Consider the following 8,316-nt stretch of genomic DNA (forward strand, 5'->3'; position numbering starts at 1 on the left):
ATGAGGCGTGACTATCCAGTGGTTTTCGGAACACTTTATCTTTTCACCTTGATCGGTTTATTTACTAAATTGATCTCGGATCTTTGTTATGTCTATATTGATCCGCGTATTCAGTTTGGCGCTGGAGGTGGCTCATGAGTCGCTGGCATCGATTTAAAAACAGTCGCATGGGTTATGCCAGTCTCTGGATCTTTATGGTTTTGTTTGGCCTGTCTATGTGCGCTGAGCTGATTGCCAATGACAAGCCTTTGGTAGTCCGCTACGAAGGTAAGTTTTATTTCCCGATTGTGAAATCACAACCCGAGAGAGTGTTTGGAGGCGACTTCGCTACACCAACGGATTTTTTAGATCCCGATATTCGTCACAACATTACGAGCAATGGTAATTGGGCGATTTATCCCCCGATACCTTATAGCTACGAAACACTGAACTACTTTTCAAAAGTACCCAATCCTGCACCTCCATCTTTTGATAACTGGTTAGGTACTGACGATCGGGGACGCGATGTTCTCGCGCGCTTGATTTATGGATTTCGCCTCTCAATTCTGTTTGGCTTGGCACTCACTATTGTTGGTGTGAGTGTAGGCATCATCACTGGCTCTTTAATGGGATTCTTTGGCGGCAAGTTTGATCTGATTTCTCAGCGCTTGATTGAAATTTGGTCAGCGATGCCAGAGTTATATCTGCTGATCATCTTTGCTTCTATTTTTAACCCCAGTATTTGGCTCCTGATTATCTTACTAGCAGCATTTGGTTGGATGGGTTTGTCTGACTACGTGCGTGCTGAGTTTTTCCGTAATCGTGCATTGGAATATGTGCGAGCTGCCAGAGCTTTGGGTTTAACGAATTTGCAAATCATGCGTCGTCATATCCTGCCTAATAGCTTGACACCAGTCATTACCTTTTTACCTTTCAGAATGAGTGCAGCGATTTTGTCGCTCACGAGTTTGGATTTCTTGGGTCTTGGTGTGCCTCCAGGAACCCCGAGTTTGGGAGAGTTGCTATCACAAGGTAAAAGTAATTTAGATGCCTGGTGGATTTCACTATCGACCTTTGTGGTCTTGGTCGCCACTTTGCTCTTGCTTACTTTTATGGGCGAGGCCTTGCGTGATGCTTTCGATTCTCGCAAGTCAGGCGCCATGAGTGGGGGGCGTTCATGAGCTCCGCACCAAAACTGAATGCAGAAATTACGCCATTACTTCGCTACGAGGATTTTTCAATCTCGTTTGGTTCAGGTCGACGTGAGAAATTCGCTGTCAACCATCTTGATCTTGAGATTGGGGTGGGGGAACGTGTTGCCTTAGTTGGTGAGTCTGGCTCAGGTAAGACGCTGACTGCTTTGGCGCCCTTGCGTCTTGAGCCTGAAGGTGCAAAAACATCTGGTCGTATTTTATGGAGCGGTAAAGACTCGAATGCCGGCAATCAGCCGGTCAATTTACTGGATTTGCCAATCCAAGATATCCGTGAGATTCGGGGTCGTGAGATTGCCATGGTCTTTCAAGAGCCCATGACTGCACTCAACCCTTTGTTCACTATTGGCAATCAAATTGTTGAGGCTGTACAGGTATATCAACCTTTGATCTCTAAAGCAGACTCTATGTCTGCAGCAATCGAGTTACTTAAGAAAACTGGCATCCCAGAACCAGAGAAACGCTTCCATTCCTATCCTCATCAGTTATCTGGTGGCCAACGTCAACGTGCCATGATTGCGATGGCCTTAGCATGCAAACCCAGATTGTTAATTGCAGACGAGCCAACTACTGCTTTAGACGTTAGTCTGCGCTTGCAGATTTTGGATTTACTCAAAGAGTTACAAGAAGAGTCTAAAGATCATGGTGGCATGGCCATTCTTCTGATTACTCATGATCTCAATTTGGTAAAGCATTTTGCTCATCGTGTTGCTGTATTAAATCAAGGAAACTTGATGGAGCTTGGATCAACCAAGCAGGTGTTCGAGCGCCCAGAAGATCCTTATACAAAAGCCCTAGTAAATAGCGAGCCTGTGCGCGATCTGGCGCCAGTGATGCCATTGGCGCCCGTCCTGCTAAAGGCAGATAACTTATCCGTTTCTTACCCTGGTACTGAAGCTGCTGCTTGGTTTAAAAAACCTCCACGTCATCAGGTCTTGCGTAAAGTGAGTTTTGAACTCAAGCAAGGTCAGACCATTGGCGTGATTGGTGAGTCTGGTTCAGGTAAGACTACTTTAGGCATGGCGGTCTTAGGTTTGTTGGGTGACACTGCCGCAGAAATCATGGGTGATGTGGATGTACTTGGTGTTGATTGGCAAAAGTTAAAGCCAGCAGAACGTCGCGCTATGCGCTCTAGTCTGCAAGTGATTTTTCAGGACCCCTTTGGCTCACTTTCTCCACGTATGAATGTGATGCAAATTGTTTCAGAAGGTTTGGATGTGCACTTTCCTGATTTGTCTGCGACGGAACGCGAGAAGCGTGTCTTAGATATTCTTCGAGAAGTCGGCATTGATCGTTCTGCCCTCACACGTTATCCCCATGAGTTTTCGGGTGGGCAAAGACAGCGGATCGCGATTGCCCGTGCTTTGATCCTAAAACCACAGATCTTGGTCTTAGATGAGCCCACTTCAGCATTGGATGTGTCGATTCAAAAACAAGTGCTTGCCTTATTGACTGAGCTCCAGAAAAAATACAACTTGGCCTATCTGATGATTAGTCATGATTTGGCTGTTATTCGAGCAATGTCGCATGAGGTCATGGTGCTCAAAGCGGGAAGGGTGGTCGAGTTTGGTGATACTGAGACTATGGTTCAGCATCCTCGCCAAACCTATACCAAAGAGCTATTCACGGCCGCCGAGCTAACTTAAGCTTTGAGCAAGACTCCTAGCAAGGCGCTAAATTGGTGCATTTATGCACCGCAATAGAAAATACTCCTTTTAAAACATCATATTAGGGTCCAAGCTGGTACTTGGTGAAATAGCTCTTCTTTGTTAGAATGGATTGATGTCACTTAAAAAAGACCTCTTGCCAACCTTGCTTAAGCAAGCGTCGATGGCCGCGCTAGTTGTGTTCGCATTTGCTGCGCATCCCGTGTTGGCAGTAGATACTGCATTGGATGCATCTAAAGAAGCGCCTGTAGAGGTACCCAAAGAGACTCCTAAGCAAAACATGTTTCAGGTGGGTAAGTCTTACTTTGTTCGTGCGTCAGATCGCTTGGCAGATTCGGTTACCGTTAAATCAGATGAGCTGATTAATCGCGCCATGGAAGTGATTGGAGTGCGTTATCGCTGGGATACAGAGTTACCACAATCCGGTTTAGATGGAAGTAGTTTTGTCGGATATGTTTTTAAGGACAAACTAGGTTTTTTATTGCCTCGTAAATCTACTCAAATGAGTCGCGTAGGTAAGCCAATTACTCGTGAAGAATTGCAGCCTGGTGATTTGGTGTTCTTCAACACCATGCGCTTAACTTTCTCTCATGTCGGCATTTATGTTGGCGACAATAAATTTATCCACTCCCCATCGAAGGGCACTAGTGTGCGTGTAGATGATCTTGGTAGTCTCTATTGGGATAAGCGCTTTGATGGTGCGCGCCGTTTGGATGGTAGTGATAACTTGGGTGATGCCGAGCGTCAAGAGTTGTTGAATGAAGTGAACAAACTCAAACGCAAATCTCGTAGCCTCTAATTTTCTGCTTTAGAAGCTTGCCGCTAGGCCAATTGAAGTTCCTCGGACGTTCTGTCCAAATTGATACCGAAACACCAATCGCACCCTGCTAAACATGGGGTCTGAAGCGCTGCGATCAATCTCTACTCCAGTGCCCACAGAGGAGAGTGAATCAAAACCAAGAGCTCCGCGGAGCTGACCAAGAAACTCGGTATGTGCCACCTCAAAGACGGCTCGTAGTGGCCTTTCTAAAACGGTAAGTGGTGTGGGGTATCTGGCTCGAGCCCACAATCCTAAACTTTGAGAGTCTGCAGATCCTTGAACGGCAGCGGAGCTATCAAAAGTATTGAGCGCAATATTGGTGTAGCGTAATTCTGCATCGTATTCTCGTTCGGGCTTGTAATCCTCATAGTCCAACATAAGTGAGCCACCAAGGCCATATGCATTCATACGACCTCCATTTAAGAACTGTAGGTCTACCCCCGTTTTATTTTCTATGATGCGACCAGCAATCGAGAGGTCGCTTTCTACGTGGCCCAACATGATGTTGGCAATCGGGCGAATGCGAAGCTGATCCGTTAGTGGGAAGTCCCAGCCAACGCCACCAGTTCCAGTAATGCCATTCCAATTGACCGGTACCGTAATGTTCGTATTGCCTATACCATCGGTAAACGTTGGGTTATATCGGTTAAAGGCAATCGTGCCCTCAAGATAGAGTGGAAAGTTGGCGCTGATACGGTCTCCACCCCCAAGAGAAATCATTTGTAAGTTTTGATTTTCTCCGCCTTTATCGGTAATTGAGAGTGATCCGGTGGTGACATCTGGGGTTAGTGAGTAGCCCGTGATTGTCATAAAAGCATCAGTGCGCTTTTTGAGATAGTTGTTGGCTGCGACTGTAAATTGGCCTCCTGCTTGAGCATGGGCGTAATGCGCTTGAGTTGCAATGGATATTGCGATCAATAATTTAAGAAGAGTGGTGGTGGATTTCATAAACAATTGCACCGAATCCTAAATCAATCACCCCTTCTTGGGAAGTTAGCCCTAGGGCTAGGATCGAAGTTTTTCTTTCAAGGCAGCCATCTGCTCTTGGGCGGCCTCCTCTCCTGCGAGGATTGCTGCATTTCTGGATTTGAAATCACCGCTATTCATTTGCTTGAGGTGAGGCGTGATCACAATATCAGCGCTTTTGAGTTCGTACTGATTAATACTTCGCTGCATGATGGATATAGTCTGTTGCATGATGCCAAAGGTTCCGCTTGCATCTTGATGAACTGGCTCCGAGGAGATATTGACTGCAATTACTAGGGTTGCACCCATCTGTCTTGCATAGCTTGCTGGAACTGGTGCGACTAAACCGCCATCAACATATTCTTTACCGCTAATGACGGCAGGCTGGAAGACTCCCGGGACACTGCATGAGGCGCGCACTGCTAGACCTGTATTGCCAGAGCGAAACAAAATACCTTTGCCTGACTGCAATTCAGTTGCCACAATTCCCAATGGAATGCGCATTTGCTCGATCGACTTATTTTGCACTTCACGGTTGACCATATTTTGGAGGGCATCCCCTTTGATGAGGCCGCCAAATCTTCCAACAAAAGGAAGCCCCCAGTCGGCAATGGTGGCTTCATCCAGATTTAAAGCGAGTCTGTTCAGGTCATTGCCGGTAGCGCCAGATGCCAGTAGTGCCGCAATAACGCTGCCAGCGCTGCTACCAACTACGATATCGGGTCGAATCCCTTGAGCTTCCAGAGCCTTGATAACGCCTACGTGGGCAAAGCCTCGGGCTGCGCCTGCCCCTAAAGCTAGGCCGATGACGGGTTTGCGGCTGCTCGTGAGGCTACATCCAGCAAGGCCTGAGCCCCCAATGAGGGCGCCTAAACTAAGACCTAGACCTAGAAAACGACGTCTAGGTTCAAGCTCGGTGGATAAAAGTCGGTGTGGAGCTCTATTTGCTTGCATGTGGCTATTGTATTGAGCCTACCTTATAATGACCGAACGGTGAGCGAAAAAGACTTCGTTTCAGCGCGGGCAGCTCTCCCATAAGGATTTTCGGAGATAAAGTGCCCGTAGTAGCTAAACAGCGCCACCAGAACACCGCCAACCCATTACGGAAATACATTTTTATAGCCTCATCAGGTCCTGACCTGGTAGCCCGAATTTTATGGATGATCACAATAAACGCGTAATTGAAACAGCTCTCTTGTGCGCGCAAGAACCACTCACAGTTGCAGATCTGACGCGCTTATTTGCTGAGGATATTGCATCTGGTGAAATTGATGATGCCCTCTTAGAGCTTCAAAAGGCCTGGGAAGACAGAGGCATGGAATTGGTGCATATTGCAACTGGCTGGCGTTTTCAAAGCCGCTTAGCAATGCGTGAATATCTTGATCGCTTAACTCCAGAAAAGCCGCCGAAGTATTCTAGGGCCGTAATGGAAACCCTAGCGATCATTGCTTATCGCCAACCAGTGACTCGTGGAGAAATTGAAGAGATCCGTGGTGTTGCGGTTAGTAGCAATGTGATGAAGCAGTTAGAAGATCGAGGTTGGGTTGAGGTTATTGGTCACAAAGAGACGGTTGGCCGCCCAGGTTTATACGCCACCACCAAACAATTCTTAGATGATTTAAGTCTTACCAATTTACAAAGCTTGCCAATGTTGGAAGATGCTGCGCCGATGGCTGCAGCGGAGCACCTAGGTCAGGCGGTAATGGAGTTTGATCCAAGCGCTACAGTTGAAACAGTTATTGAGTTGGATGAAAACGGTCAACCGATTATTCAGTCAACCAGCGATGAGACAAATGCAGAAGTAGAAGACGCGGAAGAAGTAGAGGAAGTAGAAGAAGTTACTCCAGAGCCTGAAGACAAATCAGACGAACAAAAATAATCATTAATGACAAGTCAAAACGAAAACGATTCATCTCCGAGTAAACCTACTTCGGATAATTCCCCTGGCTCTGAGTCTGCATCTAATAATTCAGAGGGTGTAAAAGGCGAGGGGCGCGAAGGCGGACAACGTCGCCCACGCCGTCAGGGCGCAGGTGCCAGCAAGCACCCCTTTAATAAGAAACGTCCATTTAATAAAGATCGGCCTCGTCGTGAGGGCGGTGAGTCTGGTGGTCAGCGCGAGGGAGGCAATAATGCATCCGCTAAGCTTGCGCCAAATCCAGCAGAGAGTGAAGCTTTGTTTGCCTCAGTAGTATCTGGAGAATTCGATGCTGCATTAGATGCGCCTGAAGTGCTTGAGGTTAAAAATCCTGATGGTCTAAATGAGAATGAGATTTCTCATCAGACTGGTGCAGAGCGCCGCGCACAACGTGTGCGTCATGATGATGATGCGGATATGCCTAGCGATGATGAGATGAGTAGTTTGCAATTCGCAAATATCGATGATCTACCGCTGAGCTTGCGTGACGAAGTGTGGTCCGACCTAGACGGTCTGGACGACGATGCTGACGACGAAGATACTGTGAAGTTACATAAGGTATTGGCGGATGTCGGTATGGGTTCACGTCGCGATATGGAAGACCTGATCATTCAAGGACGCGTATCAGTAAATGGTTTACCAGCACATATCGGTCAACGTATTGGCCCCACCGATCAAGTAAGAATTAATGGCAAGCCAGTACATCGCAAGATTCAGACTAAGCCGCCGCGCGTCATCATGTATCACAAGCCTGCCGGCGAGATTGTGAGTCAATCGGATCCTGAAGGTCGTCCAACCGTATTTGATCGTTTGCCAAAGCCGCGTCAAGGGCGCTGGATTGCAGTGGGGCGCCTGGACTTTAATACTGAAGGTCTTTTGTTATTCACCACTTCTGGTGAACTGGCCAATCGCTTAATGCATCCTCGTTATGGTGTTGAGCGTGAGTACGCTGTTCGTATTCTGGGTGACCTGAGCCAAGAAAATATGACTCAATTAAAGAGTGGTATCACCTTAGATGACGGCCAAGCTAAATTCTTACGTCTTTCTATGGGTGGTGGGGAAGGTGCAAACCGTTGGTATCACGTTGCATTAACTGAAGGCCGCAACCGCGAGGTTCGCCGCATGTTTGAAGCTGTTGGGCATACGGTATCGCGCTTAATCCGAACTCGTTACGGCATTTTCTTATTGCCCCCACGCTTGAGACGGGGCAAGTGGGAAGAGATTGAAGCTGGTGGTATCTATAACCTGATGAAGTTTGCAGGTTTAAAAATGCCTCAGCCACAAGATAAAGGCCGCAATCCAAATCCTCAAGGTCGCGATCGCCGATCTCCTGCTGGCGAAGACTTTCAGCCAGATCCAATGCAAACCTCAGTTTCTTACTGGGGTTCACGGGATGCTCTCACCCAGGCCAGCGGTCATGGTGCCCTAACCCATCAAAGCAGAGGCGGCAAGCCTGGTGGCGGTGGACAGGGTGAAGGCCGCGGTCCTTTCCGGGGTCGTACACAAGGTGGTCGTCCTGGAGCAGGTGGTCAGGGCGGTCAAGGCGGTGGACAGGGTGGCCAGGGTCAAAACCGTAATAAAGGCAAAAAAGTCCATCATGGACAGTCTGCTTTTGTGACGGCAAGCCCGCAAAGTCCTGGAAATGGCCCTAAGCGTGGGGGTTATTAGAATTTTTAAGAAAGCTAACAAGGTAAAATAATAAGACTACAGGCAACAAGCGGCTTTACACTAGTTGGACTTTCTGCAATGGCCCAT

General features: G+C 47.7%; 7 protein-coding genes and 1 pseudogene. 6 read left to right on the forward strand and 2 right to left on the reverse strand.

The window, feature by feature from the left end; translation table 11 throughout:
- The 4 genes and pseudogenes from B7Y67_RS07850 to B7Y67_RS07865 form a co-directional block, all read left to right on the forward strand.
- A pseudogene (locus tag B7Y67_RS07850) lies at nt 1-138 on the forward strand (microcin ABC transporter permease); the annotation flags it as partial.
- Nucleotides 135-1,160 (forward strand): ABC transporter permease, encoded by a 1,026-nt coding sequence (locus B7Y67_RS07855; RefSeq protein WP_215303130.1) that lies wholly within the window; start codon nt 135-137, stop codon nt 1,158-1,160. The pseudogene B7Y67_RS07850 and the gene B7Y67_RS07855, both read left to right, overlap by 4 nt.
- Nucleotides 1,157-2,836 carry an ABC transporter ATP-binding protein gene (locus B7Y67_RS07860; RefSeq protein ID WP_293598162.1) on the forward strand — a complete coding sequence of 560 codons (1,680 nt, stop codon included), beginning with the start codon at nt 1,157-1,159 and terminating at the stop codon, nt 2,834-2,836. The genes B7Y67_RS07855 and B7Y67_RS07860 overlap by 4 nt, the downstream gene beginning before the upstream one ends.
- Before the next feature lie 136 nt (nt 2,837-2,972).
- Entirely contained in the window at nt 2,973-3,656 is a 684-nt protein-coding gene (locus tag B7Y67_RS07865) for a C40 family peptidase (protein WP_293598163.1), read from the forward strand.
- 9 nt (nt 3,657-3,665) lie between these two features.
- Here B7Y67_RS07865 and B7Y67_RS07870 read toward each other — a convergent pair whose 3' ends face one another.
- Nucleotides 3,666-4,625, reverse strand: coding sequence for a hypothetical protein (locus B7Y67_RS07870; protein ID WP_293598164.1), 960 nt, complete (start codon nt 4,623-4,625; stop codon nt 3,666-3,668).
- A 57-nt stretch (nt 4,626-4,682) separates the two neighbouring features.
- Nucleotides 4,683-5,597 carry a patatin-like phospholipase family protein gene (locus B7Y67_RS07875; RefSeq protein WP_293598165.1) on the reverse strand — a complete coding sequence of 305 codons (915 nt, stop codon included), beginning with the start codon at nt 5,595-5,597 and terminating at the stop codon, nt 4,683-4,685.
- A gap of 202 nt (nt 5,598-5,799) precedes the next feature.
- Between B7Y67_RS07875 and scpB the strand changes: the two genes are divergently transcribed.
- Nucleotides 5,800-6,522, forward strand: coding sequence for an SMC-Scp complex subunit ScpB (scpB, locus tag B7Y67_RS07880; protein ID WP_367227274.1), 723 nt, complete (start codon nt 5,800-5,802; stop codon nt 6,520-6,522).
- Between the two features lie 6 nt (nt 6,523-6,528).
- Nucleotides 6,529-8,229, forward strand: coding sequence for a 23S rRNA pseudouridine(2605) synthase RluB (gene rluB / locus B7Y67_RS07885; protein ID WP_293598166.1), 1,701 nt, complete (start codon nt 6,529-6,531; stop codon nt 8,227-8,229).
- Nucleotides 8,230-8,316: the final 87 nt, after the last annotated feature.

The organism is Polynucleobacter sp. 35-46-11 (genome assembly GCF_002281105.1).

Excerpts from the sequence above, each read along its gene's own strand:
- B7Y67_RS07855 (WP_215303130.1), top strand. The coding sequence starts at position 135 with ATGAGTCGCTGGCATCGATTTAAAAACAGTCGCATGGGTTATGCCAGT.
- B7Y67_RS07860 (WP_293598162.1), top strand. The coding sequence starts at position 1,157 with ATGAGCTCCGCACCAAAACTGAATGCAGAAATTACGCCATTACTTCGC.
- B7Y67_RS07865 (WP_293598163.1), top strand. The coding sequence starts at position 2,973 with ATGTCACTTAAAAAAGACCTCTTGCCAACCTTGCTTAAGCAAGCGTCG.
- B7Y67_RS07870 (WP_293598164.1), bottom strand. The coding sequence starts at position 4,625 with ATGAAATCCACCACCACTCTTCTTAAATTATTGATCGCAATATCCATT.
- B7Y67_RS07875 (WP_293598165.1), bottom strand. The coding sequence starts at position 5,597 with ATGCAAGCAAATAGAGCTCCACACCGACTTTTATCCACCGAGCTTGAA.
- scpB (WP_367227274.1), top strand. The coding sequence starts at position 5,800 with ATGGATGATCACAATAAACGCGTAATTGAAACAGCTCTCTTGTGCGCG.
- rluB (WP_293598166.1), top strand. The coding sequence starts at position 6,529 with ATGACAAGTCAAAACGAAAACGATTCATCTCCGAGTAAACCTACTTCG.